At 37.2% G+C, this 18,618-nt stretch carries 20 protein-coding genes; 16 read left to right on the top strand and 4 right to left on the bottom strand.

The features are described from left to right. Nucleotides 1-13: 13 nt before the first annotated feature. Nucleotides 14-3,247: a hypothetical protein gene (locus FAZ19_RS07270; RefSeq protein WP_136820058.1), complete on the bottom strand. Its 3,234-nt coding sequence runs from the start codon at nucleotides 3,245-3,247 to the stop codon at nucleotides 14-16. A gap of 1,003 nt (nucleotides 3,248-4,250) precedes the next feature. Here FAZ19_RS07270 and FAZ19_RS07265 point away from each other — a divergent pair. The 16 genes from FAZ19_RS07265 to FAZ19_RS07195 all read left to right on the top strand — a co-directional run bounded on the left by FAZ19_RS07265 (nucleotide 4,251) and on the right by FAZ19_RS07195 (nucleotide 16,593). Next, the gene (locus FAZ19_RS07265; protein WP_136820057.1) at nucleotides 4,251-4,793 is read left to right on the top strand and encodes a tetratricopeptide repeat protein; all 543 of its coding nucleotides are present in this window, start codon (nucleotides 4,251-4,253) and stop codon (nucleotides 4,791-4,793) included. A 70-nt stretch (nucleotides 4,794-4,863) separates the two neighbouring features. After that, nucleotides 4,864-4,965: an NINE protein gene (locus FAZ19_RS24440; RefSeq protein ID WP_136820056.1), complete on the top strand. Its 102-nt coding sequence runs from the start codon at nucleotides 4,864-4,866 to the stop codon at nucleotides 4,963-4,965. A 167-nt stretch (nucleotides 4,966-5,132) separates the two neighbouring features. Next, the gene (locus FAZ19_RS07255; protein ID WP_136820055.1) at nucleotides 5,133-5,411 is read left to right on the top strand and encodes a hypothetical protein; all 279 of its coding nucleotides are present in this window, start codon (nucleotides 5,133-5,135) and stop codon (nucleotides 5,409-5,411) included. Nucleotides 5,412-5,986: 575 nt separating this feature from the next. Further along, complete coding sequence (locus FAZ19_RS24435; protein ID WP_373287724.1) at nucleotides 5,987-6,388, top strand: DUF5958 family protein; 402 nt, start codon at nucleotides 5,987-5,989, stop codon at nucleotides 6,386-6,388. 236 nt (nucleotides 6,389-6,624) lie between these two features. Further along, nucleotides 6,625-7,074, top strand: a complete 450-nt coding sequence (locus FAZ19_RS07250) for an RDD family protein (protein ID WP_136820054.1) — start codon at nucleotides 6,625-6,627, stop codon at nucleotides 7,072-7,074. A 44-nt stretch (nucleotides 7,075-7,118) separates the two neighbouring features. Beyond that, complete coding sequence (locus tag FAZ19_RS07245) at nucleotides 7,119-7,526, top strand: GNAT family N-acetyltransferase (RefSeq protein ID WP_136820053.1); 408 nt, start codon at nucleotides 7,119-7,121, stop codon at nucleotides 7,524-7,526. 170 nt (nucleotides 7,527-7,696) lie between these two features. After that, nucleotides 7,697-8,209 (top strand): hypothetical protein, encoded by a 513-nt coding sequence (locus FAZ19_RS07240; RefSeq protein WP_136820052.1) that lies wholly within the window; start codon nucleotides 7,697-7,699, stop codon nucleotides 8,207-8,209. A gap of 9 nt (nucleotides 8,210-8,218) precedes the next feature. After that, nucleotides 8,219-10,378 carry a hypothetical protein gene (locus FAZ19_RS07235; RefSeq protein ID WP_136820051.1) on the top strand — a complete coding sequence of 720 codons (2,160 nt, stop codon included), beginning with the start codon at nucleotides 8,219-8,221 and terminating at the stop codon, nucleotides 10,376-10,378. Between the two features lie 125 nt (nucleotides 10,379-10,503). Next, nucleotides 10,504-10,788 carry an IS66 family insertion sequence element accessory protein TnpA gene (tnpA, locus tag FAZ19_RS07230; protein WP_229707407.1) on the top strand — a complete coding sequence of 95 codons (285 nt, stop codon included), beginning with the start codon at nucleotides 10,504-10,506 and terminating at the stop codon, nucleotides 10,786-10,788. Further along, nucleotides 10,788-11,126 carry an IS66 family insertion sequence element accessory protein TnpB gene (tnpB, locus tag FAZ19_RS07225; RefSeq protein WP_136820050.1) on the top strand — a complete coding sequence of 113 codons (339 nt, stop codon included), beginning with the start codon at nucleotides 10,788-10,790 and terminating at the stop codon, nucleotides 11,124-11,126. Before tnpA ends, tnpB begins: the two co-directional genes overlap by 1 nt. Nucleotides 11,127-11,174: 48 nt before the next feature. Next, nucleotides 11,175-12,671 (top strand): IS66 family transposase, encoded by a 1,497-nt coding sequence (gene tnpC, locus FAZ19_RS07220; RefSeq protein ID WP_136820049.1) that lies wholly within the window; start codon nucleotides 11,175-11,177, stop codon nucleotides 12,669-12,671. A gap of 110 nt (nucleotides 12,672-12,781) precedes the next feature. Next, a complete protein-coding gene (locus tag FAZ19_RS07215; protein WP_136820048.1) occupies nucleotides 12,782-13,318 on the top strand; it encodes a hypothetical protein in 537 nt (178 codons plus the stop codon). Nucleotides 13,319-13,360: 42 nt separating this feature from the next. Continuing rightward, nucleotides 13,361-14,557, top strand: coding sequence for a hypothetical protein (locus tag FAZ19_RS07210; protein WP_136820047.1), 1,197 nt, complete (start codon nucleotides 13,361-13,363; stop codon nucleotides 14,555-14,557). Then, nucleotides 14,544-15,071, top strand: a complete 528-nt coding sequence (locus tag FAZ19_RS07205) for a hypothetical protein (RefSeq protein WP_136820046.1) — start codon at nucleotides 14,544-14,546, stop codon at nucleotides 15,069-15,071. The genes FAZ19_RS07210 and FAZ19_RS07205 overlap by 14 nt, the downstream gene beginning before the upstream one ends. 556 nt (nucleotides 15,072-15,627) lie before the next feature. Next, entirely contained in the window at nucleotides 15,628-16,110 is a 483-nt protein-coding gene (locus FAZ19_RS07200; protein ID WP_136820045.1) for a WGR domain-containing protein, read from the top strand. A 141-nt stretch (nucleotides 16,111-16,251) separates the two neighbouring features. Continuing rightward, complete coding sequence (locus FAZ19_RS07195) at nucleotides 16,252-16,593, top strand: hypothetical protein (RefSeq protein ID WP_136820044.1); 342 nt, start codon at nucleotides 16,252-16,254, stop codon at nucleotides 16,591-16,593. Nucleotides 16,594-17,027: 434 nt separating this feature from the next. Here FAZ19_RS07195 and FAZ19_RS07190 read toward each other — a convergent pair whose 3' ends face one another. From FAZ19_RS07190 to FAZ19_RS23835, 3 genes are all read right to left on the bottom strand, one after another. Beyond that, nucleotides 17,028-17,468: a hypothetical protein gene (locus tag FAZ19_RS07190; protein WP_136820043.1), complete on the bottom strand. Its 441-nt coding sequence runs from the start codon at nucleotides 17,466-17,468 to the stop codon at nucleotides 17,028-17,030. Nucleotides 17,469-17,475: 7 nt separating this feature from the next. Next, a complete protein-coding gene (locus FAZ19_RS07185) occupies nucleotides 17,476-18,066 on the bottom strand; it encodes a Panacea domain-containing protein (RefSeq protein WP_136820042.1) in 591 nt (196 codons plus the stop codon). Nucleotides 18,067-18,413: 347 nt separating this feature from the next. Continuing rightward, a complete protein-coding gene (locus tag FAZ19_RS23835; RefSeq protein WP_169305595.1) occupies nucleotides 18,414-18,587 on the bottom strand; it encodes a hypothetical protein in 174 nt (57 codons plus the stop codon). Nucleotides 18,588-18,618 lie beyond the last annotated feature (31 nt).

The following is an 18,618-nucleotide window of genomic DNA, read 5'->3' as shown; positions in this document are numbered from 1 at the left end:
TCGTTAGTTAATATTATGGTTTGTATTTGTAGCGGTAGTTCTTCAGTACGTTGTCCTCGAAATCCAGCACGTCCTTCAGACGTTGGAAGCCATCGTATTTATAATACTGCGTAATCCCTCGTGGATCTGTCATGCTCGTCATGCCAACCAGTGGTTTGTAGGTAAAAGACCTGACCATCGACCTATTATTATTTCGTAAGGGTAGAATAAAAGACTCAATCTGTCCATAATTTGGGGTCAATGTCAAAAATTCTGAAATATTTCCAGGACCACCAAGCAATGACTCAAGTGTTGAATAATTAACATTTCTAACTTCCGCTACCGGATATTCACCAAGGTAAGACCATATATAATTTGTATAAAAAATAGCACGATTTAACACGCTTAGAGGTTTTCCTCTATTGGAGTATTTCAAAAATCTAATATCCTCATATTCTATGCCATCTGCCTTCTGAAGAAATACAATTTCTGGAAGATACATCAGACCGGGGAACACATTATACGCAATTCTCTGTCGATAAACCAATTGGTTATTTCCGACGAAGTTACTCTGCTCAATCAACGGTTCAACAATATTCTTAGATAACATTCCTGCATATATCCCATTAGGGTCCCTATTTAGTTGAACCATATCATAAGGGTAAACAAATCTTCTTGTTGTAAGCACTCCATTACTATTAACTTTTGCAATTTCGGTAGGACTAGTAACAGATGGATTCTCATAAACAAATTCACTTATCTTCTTTATAAGTTCATAACTACCATCTGCCTTTTTTACATAACCCCACTCAGATTCGGATTTCAGTCTATAATCGTTTTGAAGTGATATTCTATATCCATTCACGTGATATTTATGTTCTGGTTTATCAGGGTAACATCCTATTGTACCAACTGTACCATTTATAAAAAGAGCATGATACCATTTATTAACAATAGTTCCTACCACGTAATTATCGTTTACAATATGGTTCCCGCTTTCATAAACATTCTTGACAACAAGAACGGTATCTCCTTGTCCATTGAAAACAGCCTTTTTTAATAGTTTTCCCATTTTCCATTTCTCTTTTTGGTAGTAGGTATGAGATGCGTACCGAATGTCTTGTATACTCCTATCTAACGAATATTCATACACAATTTTACCGTTTCCGCCTTGAAGTTCTTCTATAACCCTACTGTAACCAATGTGACTCCCATTTACAACACCAATGGGCGAAATAGAAGAAGCAGATACTCTAGCACAGTTTGCCGGAGGAGGGATTGGACTAGTATTACTCGTAGGACATAACTCAGTCACGGTTCCTGAAGCATATATCGGGTAGTAATGAAGAAAACCACTTGATTTTGTAGTGTCTTCTTCAAGTCTGTATTTAAAAGATCTGATGTTTGTATTGGCACTACCATCAAAGTCCTTTATTTTACTAATTCTCAGGCCGCCAACCTTTGCATTTGGATTTGAAGCGGGGAGAATATACGTAATGGCTGAATTCATTGAAAAATGATCGAGGTAGATTAAACTATAATGTGGCTGTTCAGCAATCAATCTCACCGTGTAAACTCCAGGGGAAAGGTATATATTTCTAATATAATTGTCGTTATATACATCTTCGAACCCTTCTCTAAGCAACATATTCCCTGTACCGTCCAAAATTTCATAGTAAGCCTGAATCATATTTATCGGGCCATGGTTATTAGTGACTTGCGCCTGAAGCAGCACATCTACAAGTTGGGCATGGTACAATGTGAAAGTGGTCTGCTTTATAATATCGTTGTAGATGTTAGGATCAGTGTATGAGACCCCTAGTCCGATGCTACTGAACTCCCTCTCCCCCATATCGATCCTTTCGCACAAATCTTCAAGCCCATAGTCATGTGATTCGTATTCGAACTCAGTTGTGCCTCCCGTAGGGTAGATAATTCTCTTTAACATCCCTGTTACTCCATAGTTCTCGTTACTTCGTCTATCCGCAAATTTTTCTGCATTACTTCCAGTTAATCTATAAAAGACCCCTGTCGAATCATTACAGTTATTGATCTGAGGAATAAGGGTTCCGGCAGTATTGTTTCCGTTATAATATCCCCAATGATCTTGTGCTAGCGACGTAGACAATGGGAAAAGATTATTTTCGTAGTATTCGAAAACATGATCCTTGCTGTTAGATCCATCGATTACGTCAAGCTCAGTAAATGAGCTTAACTTAAGTCGCTTTTGGTTATTTTGAGCAGAAAAATAACCATACGAAAACTGACATTGTCTCAATAATTCTCCCGATTTATTGACAACACGGATTCGATCTAGCTTTTTAACTAACGGATGATCCTCTCGTAAAGAAACATCAAAATATATAGTACCTGACAACCCCTCAATACTGACAAGATTCGAAACTTCACTTACAGATTCATTTGTATTTCTACTATTTAAACTTGAACACGGAGAAGGATATCCATTCATTACATTCGTATATTTCACTTCGGATTCAAAAAAACTTGATATTTTTCCAGATTTCGCATATTTAAGATTGATTTGATCTCCTTTTTGACTAACTATTTTTGTCAAATAGAATGTTGATGCATAATGTAAATGGTTAGATACGGGATTTGCAAAAAGGAATCTGGTATATTCAATGGCGTCGCTAGATTGACCAAAATAATATGTATTTCCTTCGCCATCGACAATTTTCCATTCCCAGTTTCTGGGAAATTCTGTGGATCCGAGTGATAGGTCTCCTTCGGGCGGTATGATTTTCAAACTGCTTTTAACAAGTGGGATAGCCTTGACTGCATTGCCATCCCGCGTTAAATAAAATTCACCTGCCTGCCCTAAAAAGTTAAAGTAAAAAACATCTGGCTCTGTATCTTGAAAACCCTCAACTACATCATTTGCAAGATTTTTGTCGTAAGAAACATCAGCATCACGTGCGGGAGCCTTTAACATGCCATAAGTATCCTCATCGGGTAACCCCCTAACAACTCTTGTAATCAAACCTCCCGAACCCAGCGAAAAACCCATACCAACAGATGAAGCATGCTCCGACACCCTACATCCCGAATAATTGTAACCCAGTGTTATGGGAAGATGGATATCTCCCTCTGAAAATGTATAAATACTAAAATCATTCTGGACCTGCCCTGTAAATAAGTTGACAGGCATCTCCCCATATTTACCTAAAGATACTGCATTGGGGGATGGCGGGATGACATTCGTAGTAAATTGAGTTTGACCGGACGAAGTGCCAACTGAAACCAACACAAAGACTATTAAAATAAAAGGTTTGGCTTGTCTCGCAAATATGAGGTTTGCAAACAAATTTGAGATTTCTAGGTTTTTTTTAAGTATACGTAAACTAAAAAAAGGGCAAATTTGGGGTTTCATAGATACAGTAGATTAACATTACAATACAACGATATCACTTTTTCTAAACAAAACCTATGTGCGGTATTAAATTTCATGATAAATTAACGTCACCCTACCAAAAAGCCAGCAAATTATTAACTAGATGTTTCTAAAAAATAAAGTTCCACTTTTTTATGCCTGCTAAAACATTATTTTTTTCACTGTCTCGTGTGATTGAACCAGCAAAATGAGATGTGTTCAAAAAACTGTAACAGGTATACGCTTAACTATACAGAAAAATTTTCCAACGAAGTAGATAGTGTTATGGTATAGGGAAGATTCGTGTATGTTCGACTTGCAAAGCTCCCCTGTCCACCATAATTTCGTTCTACAATGATGAGGACTCATTAAAAATCTGCTCTTTCAGATCGATGTACTCCGATGTATTCATCTGCGGATAGTAGTAGAGAGCTAGCTTTTGGCCAACCGTTACATTGCTATTGACCGAGAGTTGAAAAGGCTGGTTAAACTTACCCCCGTTTGGTGGTGATGACAATTACCCCATTTCCCGACTGCGCTCGCAGCTGGCGCTGGAATGTTTCCGGTGCCCACATGGAGTTCATCAAAGCCTACCGTTAAATCAGCCTGAATTATAAAATCCGACCTATGGTTTCCCGTAAAGATCCCCTCCTACCAATTAAATATATTTGAAATAATTTCAAATTTGCAGAATGTATTTAGCTCTTTCAGTTGCATTTATCGAAAAACAACTTTATATTAGAGGGACGATTATTAACAGCTAACCGAGTGAATGACATAGTGCGATGCGATAATAGGGTGATATTACGTAAGGAAATATCTTGCAGAAGCGGACATTCACAAAACAACAGCGGTTATATATCCAGTTAAATTTTGTTATATGAAAATAAACTTCTACCTAACCTGTATTCTGCTGATGCTCATCACAAGTGTATCATGCAATCTGCCTGACGTGATCTCGATGAAATATTACTATCACAGTGGAAATCATAAGCACGGCACCAAGGATTTCAAAGGTGCTATTCAGGATTTTTCCAAGATAATAGAAATCAGTAACAAAGAAATTAACGCGTATATATCGAGAGGCAGCTGCTATTTGGATCTGAAAGCGTATCAAAAAGCTGTCGACGACTATTCAGCTGCAATAGAACTAGAACCGGAAAATCCACTGGCGTATGCGTATCGTGGCAGGGCTTATTACGACTGCGACAGCATTGAACTTTCTTTGGCAGATTATAACAAGGCTCTACAAATAGATCCGAAGTCAGTATACGCTTATAACAATAGAGGTTTGCTAAGATTCACGAACAAAGATCTTCCAGGTGGCTGCCAAGATTACAAAATCGCAGCAGACCTAGGCGATGAAGAATCGGTGGAAATGGTCCGTACCTATTGCGCAGAGTTTCTGAGGGAAGAAAAATGACACCCAACTTACGGAAAACCGTAAGGAGGTTTAAGGGAGGTTGGGTAGGTTTAAACCAATAAAACGTTATATGAAAGATAAAACAACAGCAGCCGTATTGGCATTTTTCCTCGGAGGAATCGGTGTACATAGATTTTACTTAGGGCAAAACGACATAGGTTTTTTGTGTTGAAGAAAAGAAAATTATCACGCAGACAGAATTTGAAAATGCAAAAAGGAAGTTGTTGTAAACAAGCGACACGAATTATAGCTGAAGATGAACTATTATAGAATATTATCGCTATTCAGGGACCAGAAATATATCATACTGTTACTGATATTCTGCAAACGACACCTAATATGCTTTCTGGTAATGGTGTAGAGGAGAGTTATAAGGTGTGGGGTTATGGTCTTCAGCATGATGATCAGGATCCTCCGATCGATTACATAAATATATTTTTGGATATTTTGGAGCCAAATTTTGACAAGCTTAAAAAGATTGGAATAAATCGAGATGATATAAGTATATGGAGAATCTACGAATACAAAGAGATATGCAGTATGGAGATCGCGCCGCAAGAAACGAAAAGGCTGGGAGACAACGGAATTACACTTTGTATTGATTGCTTTGAAAAATAATAATCTTAAGAAGATGCAGCTCTTGAGCAAAGTAAATCAAAAACTCGTCCTGGAAAAATCGCCATAGTAAATTAGAACAAAGGTGCTGCAGGAACGCTATCAGTACCTTTTTAAGAAAATAATATTTAACCCCTTACACATTGAACATTTTTTTACTAATTCTAAAAACTATAGGAGTAATAGCATTTACTACCTTACTTGCCACTAACCTCATAGGACTATTCGTAAGAGCGCTCTATCAGCGAGAGCTGATAAACCATTTACGTAATACTGACGACGTACCGATAAAAGAAATGATAGATGATTTTGCTCCTAAGAAGCGTCTTTCTCTCATGGTATTATTATTTTTAATGCTCATATTGGCGGCTCTGTTTTTGTACTATAAATATTTTGGTATTTACGTTGCGGTGGCATTATTGCTTATGATGATGTTTAGATTGCCCGATTTAATTAGTGACATCCACGGAAAGAAAATTGACAAAAAAAACTACACACTCACTTTCTTAGCCTGGATTCCAATGCTTCTAATTGTATGGAATTACTTTTTTAAATTGTAATGATATCCGAAGCACCAGATGACAAACACCGAAATATTGATAAATAGAATAGCTCAGGATCGAATTGAATTCCACGAAGGGTGTACTCTCCTATTAGATGATACGCAGTTCAATTTTGATGAACTGTTTGTTATACTAAGAAACTACATCTTTAATTCCATTCCAGAAAAAACTAGCTACAGCACGGAAGCCTATCAAAACGCAATTCGAACGATTCCATTGAAACCAACTTTTACGCCGATTGTGATTTTAAATTCATATCCGACAAAAATAGCCTTCAATAAACTTAGTGAGCTCCCTGAGATCGAAAGGAAAAAAACTATAAAATCGCTGCTCTGGATTTTTAAGATAACGGACACAGAAAGAAGAAATAGCAAATGCAAAGATAGATGCGGTCATGAATGGCATAATATAAAATAGAGGTTGACTTGGTTTTAATCTTAACGATTTGATTTCGATTGCCTTTCCGGAACAGTTATCCGTTAGGTCATTACTCCGATATTAAAACACCGATCTACGGTTTCCCGTGAAGCCCCCTCTTATCCGATAAATATATTTGAAATGATTTCAAATTTACCGGATGTACTTAGCTCTATCAGTTGCATTTATCGAAAAACAACTTTATATTAGTGGAACAGTTATTAACTATAAACCCGATGAATGACACAACAGCATATCATGAGAATATTCCGCGAGGATATGTAGAGGAAGGACGCTATCCCGGATTACTTGAAAGGGTAAAAGCGATAGTGATCGACAACGTACTGGTACTAGTATCATTATTCCTCGTTTCGGCTATTATTTCTGCCTTTGGCGGTGCTCCAGACAGTGTAAGAATAATCTGCTTGCTCTTTATCTTCTTCTTGTATGATCCCTTGTTCACCAGCATTTTTGGCGGCACGGTTGGTCATATGATAATGGGATTGCGCGTAAAGAAAGAGGACGACGTAAGTAAAAACGTAATATTTCCGCTTGCGGTAGTACGCTTTATCGCGAAGGTATTCTTGGGAGCTATTTCATTAATAACGGTATCTACCAATGCGCGAAAACGGGCTATCCACGACCAGATATCGGGTACGATAGTGGTGTATGCTGAGCGTAAATAGATAGCAAATTATTGAACTATAAAATTTAAAGACCGTAATAACGTATGGAGATAACACTATCAGAGTCGAAGAATATCACCGAAGAAAACATCTTGTCTTTGTACCATTCCAATAAATGGAGTGCCGCTAATAAGCCAAAGGAGCTGTTGCCTGCGCTTGTTAATTCGCATACACTGATTACAGCATGGGAAGGTGATACGTTGGTAGGACTTGGTAATGCGATATCCGATGGACATCTGGTGGTGTATTATCCGCATCTCCTAGTTCTCCCCTCTTATCACGGTAAAGGCATCGGGCAACTGATTATGGTGAAGATGCAGGAGAAATACAGAGACTTCCACATGCAGATGTTAACAGCAGACGGAAAATCTATCAATTTCTATAAGAAAATCGGATTCGAAAGAGCCGGACAAACGGAACCGATGTGGATTTATTTCGGCGGGGATCATTAATATATATAGTAACAACGGGCTACGTTAGATTTGGATAAGGAAGAGAATTTGTGAAGTGTGGAAAACTTTTGCACTAACTGGTGGTTGATAAACAAATACAATGATATTTATTACTATATTTATCATACTTAAATAATTACCTTTGCATCCATTTATGAGAAAATCTGAACATGAAAAATCAAATCTTTGAGTATTTTATTTTTAAATCTCTTGTTCATTTACGTGACAAAAACCGCAATAACGATTTAAGTGTACTTAAATGCATGAAATTACTGTTTTTCTTCTCAACTGTTAACGATGATAAGAATGATTCACTGATCGACCAGTTTGATCAGGTTTACGCTATGCCACTAGGTCATGTTGAAACAGACATCTATACAGCAATGAAAAATAATAGTTTTACTTTTTTTTCGTTCACGAATCGAGACACTGTATTAAAACATTCTTCTATCTATACAAACAATTTTGAGAGCCAAATTATTGAACTTGTTGATCCTAAATTCGACTTATTATTGGAGAAAAATCCAAATATTTTTTCCTTGTCTGCCTATGAACTTGTTGAGTTAAGTCACAAGTGGTTTTCTTGGCGATACTATTTTGCTCAAGCTAAAGCGGAATCTAAATCAAAAATGAAAATCCCTATAGAAGTTATTAAAAACGAGTACAAAGTATATAGCTTCTAAAAATACGAAATGGACACCCAATATTTAGATGGTGTATTTAGCACTGTAACTAGCTACCAATCAAAGTTATCGGAAACTCTTGCAAGCCTAAAAAGAGCTACTATACAAGAAGACAAAGAAACAACAGTCGCCACCGTCGAAGATATCCTCGACTCTAAAACCATAGAGACGAATGACAAATTGACGACAACTTCCATATCAAATGAAAGCAATCAAAAAACTAACGATCAGATCGGCGGAGAACAGCTGAGTATTAATGATTCTATATTTCGCATTTCAAGTCTTGATAAAGAAAACTCTTCAATACAGGAACTTCCCTTAGATAATACAAACTTCTCAGAAAACGAACAAAATGTCACAGATCTCCTTGGCATCTTTTCAAGCTATTCGGAAACCTCAATAAGAGACGTTGTAAAAATCCTTAGCTACAGTTTATTATCTGGAGAATTCCTTACAATCGAAAAGTTTGAAGAAAAGATAACGCTTTTAATTCAGCAAACACAGCAACTAATTACCGAAGCCGAAGACTCGATACATATCACGGCAGCTCTACTAAATTTCACAAACTCAATTATATATTGTCTAGATGAGTATCGAAGATTTTTACAATATCTTTTTGCAAACTTTTCGAAAAATCGCTCGGAAGACTACTTTCAAATCGAAGATGAGAGTATAGATACTATACCAGACCTACCGGATGAGCTTCAGAATGTGATTCGTCTATTTAAATTAGTGTTGAAAGTATCAAGAAAAGATTTATTAATCAACAGCGACCCATCTGAACTACGTAATTTGGCTTTACTAGCTCACCAAGTTGAAAAATTAAAAAACGTTCAGCAGTCTGTAGCATTTGCCCTAGAGATAAAGCTTGAATTTTTGATTCACAAGTGGGATCAAAGATATAAGCGAAAAAATCCAGAAAGCTCTATTAAATATAGAATAGGAAACACTGAGAAATCACTAAATGGCTTAAAAAATAATATTTCCAAAATCGAGGAATGGAATAACAAAATCTATTACCACTATGATTTCTGTACTGATTCAAACAAGTACGGCTATTACATCCATGATGCTTTAATAAAAAAACGGAAGGGATACAGCAATTTAAGTTTACTCGAATTACATGGGTTAATTAAATTTTATAAAGATTTTTCGAAATCCGAGAGTGAACTAAAAAGTATTGTAGAGTACCTGCTAGATACAGATTTTTCCGATCGTCATAACTACGATCAGTATTGTATTGAAATTATTCGAAATTATGCCATCAACAACTATTTCTCTTTAATTTCAGAGAATAAGAGTCATAATCTTGACAAGTACCAAGAAATATATCTAGACTGCAAAAGTAAGCTAAATCACCTCAGTAATAACTATTTTCTCCAAATGAAATATTTGGAATATGTACTTGAAAGAATTGACGACGAATATTCAAAATCATTAAAGGAAAATCTAATCAGCGTCAATAAAAAATATGCAAGAAAAATAGGAGAAGAATGCAGCTCAATTCTAGATGAATATTACGTAAAAAAAGAATGGGCAAAGAGCCACGATAATTATATTGTCATTCTTCCATATGAAGAATCATTAGTCGATGTATCAAGTATCGATAAAGATTTACCAAAAATACTTTTTTTCACTAGTTTTGTATTACCTGATTACAAAGATTCAATCGATTTCAACTATTCAAAAATCAGACAAAAATTTCGAGAAGTCAAGGCACTTACTAGCGTAGTACATAGCTTAAAAGGTGACCTACAAAAACTAGAAGAACTCAATAAAGAATTTGACAAGAAAGATCTAAAGTCCATTGAAATAATAAGTCTGTTTACAGCCATAATAACATTTGTGCTTTCATCAATTCCTGCATTTAAGTTTGTAGAAACGGTTTATCAGGCTTCACTTTTCATGTTATCGATGGCAGCATCTTTAGGAATTTTCATTTTACTTATATTTTCGTTTACGCGTGGTTTCTCCAATTTCTTCTCAAAACAACGAAATTGGTTAGTTTTTCTGGTAATAGTGTTTCTATTTATAGTAACCTCTTTTAGTTTAATTAGTTTTGAGAATAAATCAGTTAATGGTATTTTGGAAAAATCAGTTCCAAACAGAATAGAAAAAAATAGTATAGATAGTTTAAAAAAGGATTTGGGAATACATACAAAAGAGTGAAATACAGCATATACTTGAAATATTTTCCACATTTGTAACGATGCCAGTGGCACTATACTGAAACCTCGTATCCGTCCTATGAAGTACATATTGACTTAGATCCCATTAGGCTTTAGCTTTGTTGTATGAACAACTTAGAAGAAAAACGTGTGCGTATGCTATCTATGATAGCAGACTGGCAGCAGAGTGGAAAAAGCAAGAAAGCTTATTGCGCGGAAAATGGGATCAACGAAGCGACCTTTTATTATTGGTTTTCGCGCAGTAAAGAAAATGACACTTCCAGGGGTAGCTTCATAACAATCTATAAGGCGGCCAGAAGGAACGATATTGAGGTTATTTATCCCAACGGTGTACGTATAAAGATCGAAAATGATCTTGCTCTTCTATCCCAACTGATCCGTCTGTACTGATGTTTGCGTTGGGTTCATCGCATCGCTTTTATCTTTACGATAGCCACTGTGATATGCGAAAATCTTTTGATAGGCTCTGCGGACTGATCAGTTCAGGGATGCAACGCCAGGCTACCAGTGGTGAGGTTTTCGTATTTCTGAACCGTAGCCGTACGCATATGAAGCTGTTGCATTGGGAAAAAGGAGGCTTTGTCCTTTATTATAAGCGTCTGGAGAGCGGTACTTTTTTGCCGCCGGGCATAAAAGACGGTGAACTGTCCTGGAGTGACCTGGTATTGATGGTCGAAGGTATACAGGTGGTAAAAAGTATTCAAAAAAGACGTTTTTCTTTTCCTTAAAAATGCTTTTATATATGTATAAAGCAACTTTTTGCGTATCTTTATGCTATGGAAACAGCACTGGAAAACCTCTCGAAAGAAGACCTTCTCAAGGTCATTTCCAGTCGTGACCAAACTCTTTCTGAGCGAGATGAAAAGATAGTTTATCTGGAAGCTCAGCTTTCCATGTACAAGCGGATGCAGTTCGGGCAGAAGCGCGAACGCTTTGAGGGTGATCCCAACCAGACCATGCTTCCCTTTCAAACGGAGCCCGAAAAAGTAGAAGAGCAACAGCAGGAAATCAAAAAAAAGATCGAGTATGTACGTAAACGGCCCAATCATAAGGGACGTGCCAAATTGCCTTCACACCTTCCTATAGAAGAGGTTGAGATCCACCCAGAGGGAGATCTTTCGGAAATGGTGTGTATAGGCAAAGAGATCACCGAAGAACTGGAATGCGAACCTGCAAAGTTCTATATCAAACGCTATATCCGCTATAAATATGCGCCCAAGGACGGATCAGGCGTCTCCATTGCCGAACTTCCCGAACGGGTGATCGACAAAGGTATAGCAGGGCCGGGCTTACTGGCAATGATATTGGTCGGGAAATATATGGACCATATGCCGCTATACCGACAGAAGCAGGTCTTCGCAAGGGAAAACATACAGATCCCCTCATCAACGATCGAAGGATGGACCAGACAGGCACTGGAAAAACTGGAACCGTTATATGAAAATCTTGTCTTCGACACCAAGGCAATGGGTTATTTGCAAGTCGCTGAAACGCCAATAAAAGTACTGGACAGCGATAAAAAAGGTGCTGCCCATCAAGGTTATTATTGGGTATACCATGCTCCACTGGAGGGAACAGTGCTATTTGATTATAGTCCCACCCGTGGTGGTATTGCCGCTGTGCCCATGCTTGGAAACTTTAAAGGGTATCTCCAGACGGATGGCTATGCCGTATACGATAGCTATGCCAAAAAGAAAGAGGTAACACACCTGGCCTGCCTAGCACATGCGCGCCGTGAGTTCGAAAAAGCATTGGATAATGACAGACCCAGAGCAGAAAAAGCCCTGTTGATGATACAGCAGCTATATGCTATCGAGCGAAAAGCAAAACAGGATAATCTTTCTCCAGAAAAGATAAAGGAACTGCGGCTAGAAGAATCCTTACCTATAATCAATGAAATGGGCAAATGGATCTTTGAAGAGATCAAGAATACACTTCCAAAAAGTCAGATCGGTAAAGCCATGGGCTATGCTTACGCAAGATGGGATGCTTTATCAGCATACTTATATGACGGTAATCTGCTTATCGATAATAATCTTATCGAGAATGCTATTCGCCCAGTTGCGCTAGGTCGTAAAAACTACCTCTTTGCAGGAAGCCATGAGGCAGCACAGCGCGCAGCAATGATATACTCTTTTTTCGCTATATGCAAAAAACACGAGGTAAATCCATTTCAGTGGCTAAAATACGCCCTGCAGAATATAGCTTCCATAAACCATAAAAATCTAACGGATCTTTATCCACAAAACTTCAAGAAATCAACTGATATGTAGTTCATAGGCCGGATACTGTCTTGCAAGTAAACTATTTTATTAACTGTCGTTACTGATTTTGTTAATTCTTCTTATATTGCATTAACCATATTAACAAAAACTAATTAAAGATGTCCGATAATAATTTAGAAAAAGATGAAAATCCATCAGCGGAAGAACTTCAAAAATATGAGAATTCATTGCAATTGGTATTTTACGAGGGACAGATTTCATGGCAGATGAATGTTTTATTTGTCGGTTTAAATATCGGAATAGGAACTATTCTCCAAAGTAAATTAGAAAATTTTGACAGGCTTGGTACCTTGACAGTCGTATTATCCATTATAGGTCTAATAATTAATACTTTCTGGCTGGGAACTTTTTTTAGGAATAACAGGTATTATGAATTTCGTATGGCACAGGCTCGTAGCGCTGAACCTGAACAATTCAATTTAGTAAATGGTGCTGGATTTAAATTTTCAAATGGACAGAAGATTACCTTTCCTGCAACTTCCAGTGTCGAAAAGAGCAAACATAAATTGAGTTCGTTCGAGCAACTGTGTTCAAATAAAATGGCGATTCTTGTCTCAATTATATGTTTTCTTGGCGGTTTTCTTTTTTTATTGATTGCCTCCTTAATTCCCTCCATTAAAGTATTATGCAAATAATGAATAGTGACTCAGAGAGAATTAGAATAAAACGAAATCAAGATGGAAAATAAATCTAAAGGAGACGTAGGCGAAGATTATGTCAATCAGCTGGCATTCAGGTCGTATTTAAAATATTGGTGCTATCCTAATCCTAAAGACATCACTGGAGACAATAAAGAAATTTGTGATCTGCTGATAGCCTTTAGGGATACACTAATTCTCATATCAGTTAAGAATCATAGTTTTGATGGCAACTATGAGCGATATAAGAAAAAGGTGATTCAAAAATCTACTAAACAGTTAAACGGTGCTGAACGAAAATTGTTCAAATCCAACCGTGACGTCTATGTTAAGCATCCCGACCGTGAAGCTGAGCTTTTTGATCCTAAGAAATACTCTAAAGTATACAAGCTTACTATAAATGTAGGAGAACAGTTCGAGCATTATGAACTTAGCGATTCTGAAAGTAGCAAGGGATTCATATCGATCCTTAATAAGGAAACATTCGAAGCCATCATTAATGAACTCGACACAATAAAGGATTTTGTAGAGTATCTCGACGAAAGGGAAAAATTATTATTCTCGGACAGGACAGTACTGATCAAATGTACTGAACGGGATTTGCTTGCAGTCTTTTTAACGAATGGCAGAGAGTTTCCAAATGATTACACTTCATCCCAATACAAAGAAATCACCTTGAGCCTAGAAGGTGCTTGGGAGTCATATGATAAGAGTAATCCTGCCCTGACAAAACGTCGCGCGAATAAAGCCAGTTATTATATCGATAACTTGGTTCAAAATGACATACTGAAACTTTCAGACGGTGAAACACTCGCAAGAGAACTGATGAATCTTTCTCGAACCGAGAGGAGAATGATGGCAAATACGTTGTTCGACTTAGTAAATAAATATCAGGATCAGAACGGCGTATTAGCAAGAAGGTACTCGGTCTATAATGGGATAGGACATCTGATCATATATTACCCGTCAGAAGAAGACGAGAGCAAAATAGACTGGATTCTAAAGAAAGCACTTGAAATTTATGCATACAAGACGAATTATCGTGAAAAAGAGATTATTCTGTTGGCTGCAACCAGGGGGCTTAAGAACCCGAAATTTGGAATGTTTGTTGGAAATCCTGATGCACCCGAAGAAGCGAAGAGAACGATTGAAGAACTGACAGCGAAATTTGGCTGGTTTGAGGATATGAAAGTTATCTATCACATTGAAAAAGAATATCCCGATGAACAAGATTAAGATTTTTCTACGCAAAACACTACGGTTTTTGAGCTACAACTATGCTTCATTTGCATTTGCAATGGCGTATGGAGGTATTATTACCATTTATACTTTAGATGTTATTAATTTTACCGCTCTTGCTGGAGCACTCGCATCCATAGCTACACTCTACTTTGGAAGTCTAAAAATAAAAATTGAAAATGACATCTTATTCAAGGAACTATTTAAATCATTTAATGATCGCTACGACACGCGATTTAATGATCTAATCAATTGTTTAAAGGCAGACGAGTCAATCTCGCTAACTATGGAACAGAGAAATTTGATAATCGATTATTTTAATCTTTGCGCAGAAGAGTATTTATGGAAAACTAAGAAACGTATTCCGACAGATGTATGGAGAGCGTGGAGAGCTGGAATAGAAGAAAACCTGAAGGTTACTCAGATAAAAGATCTTTATGAAAGCGAAGTCGCAACTCCATTGGGGAGAATGTCATATTACGGCCTATATGAAGAATTGAAAAGAAATTAACTTCACATCTTAAATCTTGGACTTGAACACCATTGTTGCACTTGACCAAATAGTTGAGAAAAGGAGTGCAATTGAAAGCCTAATCCAAAATGCAAACATTACCTTGACAAACGGAAATGAATGGCTATGGAATCGCCCAGAATGCGAAAGCAAAAACATTTGTGTTTTCAAATGGCAGACAATGGACAACGACACAAAACTTATTGAATCGAAAGACAATTTAAAAATGGAAACTAAAAAAAATGCCAACTTATAACAACATCGGCTTGGCGAAATGGCGGGTTAAGGGATAAAATCAAAGTTTCTGTTTTTTTTATCCGCAACAGCTTTTTATATTTCCTTTTTTTATAATTTAGTAAATAATAAAAAGCTGTTGCTCAGGCTAGTGCAAAATTGAAAGTTTGGGCGTTCTAATCTGTCGCCAAGCCGCGGCTCGTTATACGGCAGCTTAAAAGACCACACCGTGAAGATGAGAATTTACATATTGACAATATTAACCTTGACCTTTTTTGCTTGTTCGACAGACAATAAACAGACAACAGAAAATTCAAATAGTATGCTTAAACTTTATAAACTAATTGACAACCAACTTCACTATTGGGAGACGTGGGAAAAAGACGAAAAAACCGCAATAGTTCATTGGGGAATTGTTGGACAAACTGGACAAAACAAGGAAGTTAAGAGCGGACTTTTTTCAAATTTCCGTAAAACTGTTCAAAAAGAAATTGACGAGAAACTAAAAGAAGATTACGCAGAATTTGACGAAGACAATTACGCATTTTTAGAAATAGAATATAAAATTGACGGCTTTGGAACTGAACAAGACCTTGACAAACGACACCGACTTGAAGAAAAAATGGACGAAATTTTAGGTTGGACAGGACTTGGACATACAGACGGAGGAAGTACTGGAAGCGGAACAATGGAAGTTGGTTGTATAGTAGTTGACTTTGAAATTGCGAAAAAAGTAATTGAAGAAAAACTACAGGACACCGAATTCGGTGACTATTCAAGAATATTTAAAATGGGCAATGAATAAATGCCGATCGCATAATAAGGGTTTTGCGTCAGACGGGGTGGCGTGGTAGCCGAAAGTTTACCGCTTTTATTTACCGAACGCAAAGTCCCAGAAAGTTAGCGGTCAGTTTAAAGTCAAACGCATCTAATTACAGTTTTAAAAATGTTTAATAAACAAATTGAATACGGATTTTGGTTTTGGAGCGACAAATTAGTTGGCGTTTTGACAATGCTTTCTTATTTAATAGACTATAAAATTGGGGAGGAAGAAATCAAAATTCTTAAGCTAGAGCTTCAAGGAACAAATGACGAAAAGAATCAGTGGATTACACATAAGTTGAATGGCAAGCTAAATAGTATAAGTCTAAATCTTGCATATGATGATGAAGAAGGAAGTGATATGATTCACATTAAAATAAAATGTTCACCTAACTTGAAACCACAACTTGAAGCACTTAATTTATTTCAAACATTATTTAAAAAGCTTGATATTGCAGACTACTAGATGAAATAAAAACCGAACCGCTAACAAGGTATTGGAAAAGCGGGGCCAAACTGCAAAGTTCAATGGCAACTCTTCGATTGAACTTTTGCACAAAAAAACAGATTTGTACTTCGGTTGCCCCACCATCGCAAAGCCGGAAACCTTAGACGATATTTAAAAACAAACGTAATAAAATGAACACAATTGAATTTATTCCATTAATTGAGCCGCCAACTAAAAAAGACAAGGAAAGTGAAATTAAGCCCCACTAGTTGTCTGTAATTTTTATTCATATGCCAATTATTAAAATTTATAAGACAAATTTCTAGAGGGCGTGTGCAACGTATTTGCACATTGTAATAAAAAGGAAGAAAACGATTCTCTAATGAGTTTAAAGAAAATTACAAGAGTATTTATGGAGGGTTTATGGGATATTCACTCAAATATCTTGTGAGTTATAAAATCTTCTTGTATTTACGCTTTACCGAACTGGAATTGCGCAAGCAATACAATACTTCGTCCAGTTCATTAGGCAACAAACAATCAAGAACTTTATAATGGACATTTTCCAATGGATACTGATCTTGTATAACATGTTTATCATACATATCGATCTCCTGCCCATATATGGCGGTAAGTACGGGGAATGTAAAGCCGTTCTTCCCGATTATGCGATCCCGAACAAAAAGATAGCAGTTGATACAACCCTCAGGCACTTCGACACAGCCATGATCTTCGGGAACGCGATGGGGAAGATAGATTTTGCTAGTAGGCAAAGATGCCAAGATTAATTGACCATCGATATCTTTCAGTACGATAAAGTACTTGTTTTTACTGGCGGCACCGTTCTTAAAATAAAACGGCGTAAAATAGAGTATGTTTCCAGGAGTAAACATAAGCGCATTATTTTAAGGATTTTGAAGCATTCAAATATTCGAGATGCTGTGCATAGGCCTCTTGCCCTTTTTCGTCTAGCAACGTATTGAAGTCAATCTTAAAGTCCGTAGTGATAACCCGCTCATTCAACAAATCATCCAAAACACCTTCCTGCTTGGCAGTCATTGTCCAAGGTGAATGTGGACTATGGGTAAGCCCAACCAATTCTTTGGCCGTAAGGTGTCCAAACTTATCAATAACATCGTCCAATATAGAAAGTTCTGTATCGGAAAACTCGTCATCTTCGAAATCTTGAATGGCGGAAACATATGTCCTACCCTCTTCCTCTGGATGTGTTCGTATATAATCTTTGAGCATATATTGCTCGGTAGAACTTAAGTCGGAAAACAAATCTTTAGCAACCGGGCCAAGTTTCCAGACTTCAAAGTCTAGATTTAAGAAAGGACGCGCACATTTGCGGATCGAGGTCTCTTCCAGAAGGTAAACCAGCTTTAACAACTTGGTCTTAGACAGATCCGGCACACGCTCTGCAAAATAAACAAGTGTATTGCCAATTTTGGCAATATCGTCTTTGGTATAGATATGCGGCTGGCTCATCGTCGAATTATTGAAAATTGTTTGCGGATACAAAATACGTAATTTTTTAGGATAAAACAATGGATGAAAGAATAAAGCCCCTCCTCATCGAAGGGGCAGTCAGTTGTTTTTCATGAAAATCTGTTGTTACTAGATAATGTTAACTCGTGTGACATGCGTTCGCACAGGTCGCACAACCATTAGTTTTAGTATAATACTTTTTAGCTTCTCGAACAGCCGAATAACAACTGCTGTGATACCCTAGGTCTTTCACACTGTTGGCTTGACCGAGCCAATAACACCCTTGCTTATGCACTTCATGGTCACCATTGAACTGTGCGGTGTTGTTTACGTAATACTTGTCCATTTTACTTCTCCTTTCTGACACCTTTGAAAGGTGTGCCATCCTTTTTAACGTCCATAAATCTCCCTGTGTCAGCATCGCGCTTGACCCATTGTCCAGTCGTAGGATTATTCACCTGACTGCGGCTTCGCACGGCTCCATTGCGATGCCCATCTCCTTTTGGCGGATTTGTTGCCATAGTTAATTTTATTTAAAAGCAGACTTCATTG

Source organism: Sphingobacterium alkalisoli (assembly GCF_005049105.1).
In the GTDB taxonomy this organism is placed as follows: Bacteria; Bacteroidota; Bacteroidia; order Sphingobacteriales; family Sphingobacteriaceae; genus Sphingobacterium; species Sphingobacterium alkalisoli.
This window is presented reverse-complemented; position numbering and strand designations above follow the sequence as displayed.